1 protein-coding gene is annotated in these 1,037 nt (G+C 43.1%); it reads left to right on the top strand.

The window, feature by feature from the left end:
* Positions 1 to 411 precede the first annotated feature (411 nt).
* A partial coding sequence (locus tag AD670_RS31365) for an AAA family ATPase (protein ID WP_156338085.1) occupies positions 412 to 1,037 on the top strand: 626 nt, incomplete at its 3' end.

The following is a 1,037-nucleotide window of genomic DNA, read 5'->3' as shown; positions in this document are numbered from 1 at the left end:
ACGCTGGCCGCTGCCGTGCAGAACCTGCGTCGGTTGGCCAAATTTACTTCTCAAGGGCCACCGGTTACGGGATAGGTGCGTCTGCACAAAGCAAAAACCCTCAAACCAACCCAATAACCGAGCTGCAAAGCTCAACGAAGAGCCGAGAAACCACTCAATGTGGTGAGTAGATTCTCCAGTGGTGGTCGTGCCTGAGTTCAAGCGATCTGAAAATCCGACTTTTTCAACAGAATCGGCCAAAAGCAGCCATTCAATGCTCTACACAATCAGGGGCGATTCAGTATGCTCCTTGCTGGAGCAGGAGCTGACGGTTGACGAGCGTTAAAGCCAGTTTGAAAAAGAACCAACGTAAAAAATCAGCCTTATCAAAATAAGCGCCACCTCAAAAACAAACCAATCTAAAAATCAACCATGCGCAAGCAGGTAAAAATGAAACCAATTAAAAGCATTTCCGGAAAAATAATAAACTCAAACAAAGATGTAGATATCGAACTCAATGGAAAAAATCTAATCATTGCTGGCGGCAACGGCTCAGGTAAAACTTCCCTAGTCAGCGCAATACATCAAACACTTACAACTCAGATTATCCAACAGCAAATTCGAAACCTCTCAAATTATGAAGGAAACATTAGAACTTTCACAGAAGCTTTAAACCAACCAAACTTAGATCCTGCAATGCGACTAAACTATGAGCAGAGCCTTCTGCACTCTAAGCAAGCTTTCGACAGTATCATTGGACCTTTAAAAATTACCTACAACAATGATCCAAACTTACTTATAGATATATACATCGAAAAAAAAGCGTCCATTCGTTTTTTTGCTGCAGGCCGTAAGGCTGAAATTTCAAGCGTATCCTCGGCGACCGCATCTCAACCAGATATAAACTCGATAGACATAAATGCTCGGCTAGGAGGCAACCTTGAACAGCATCTTGTAAATTTAAAAGTAAGAAGCGCTTTAGCAATGCAAGCTGGAGAGGAGGGGAAACGACCTGTTCACGCTGAAGAGTGGATAGCTTCCTTTACCGAAAACCTCAA

The organism is Pseudomonas sp. MIACH (genome assembly GCF_001269925.1).
Classification (GTDB): Bacteria; Pseudomonadota; Gammaproteobacteria; order Pseudomonadales; family Pseudomonadaceae; genus Aquipseudomonas.
This window is presented reverse-complemented; position numbering and strand designations above follow the sequence as displayed.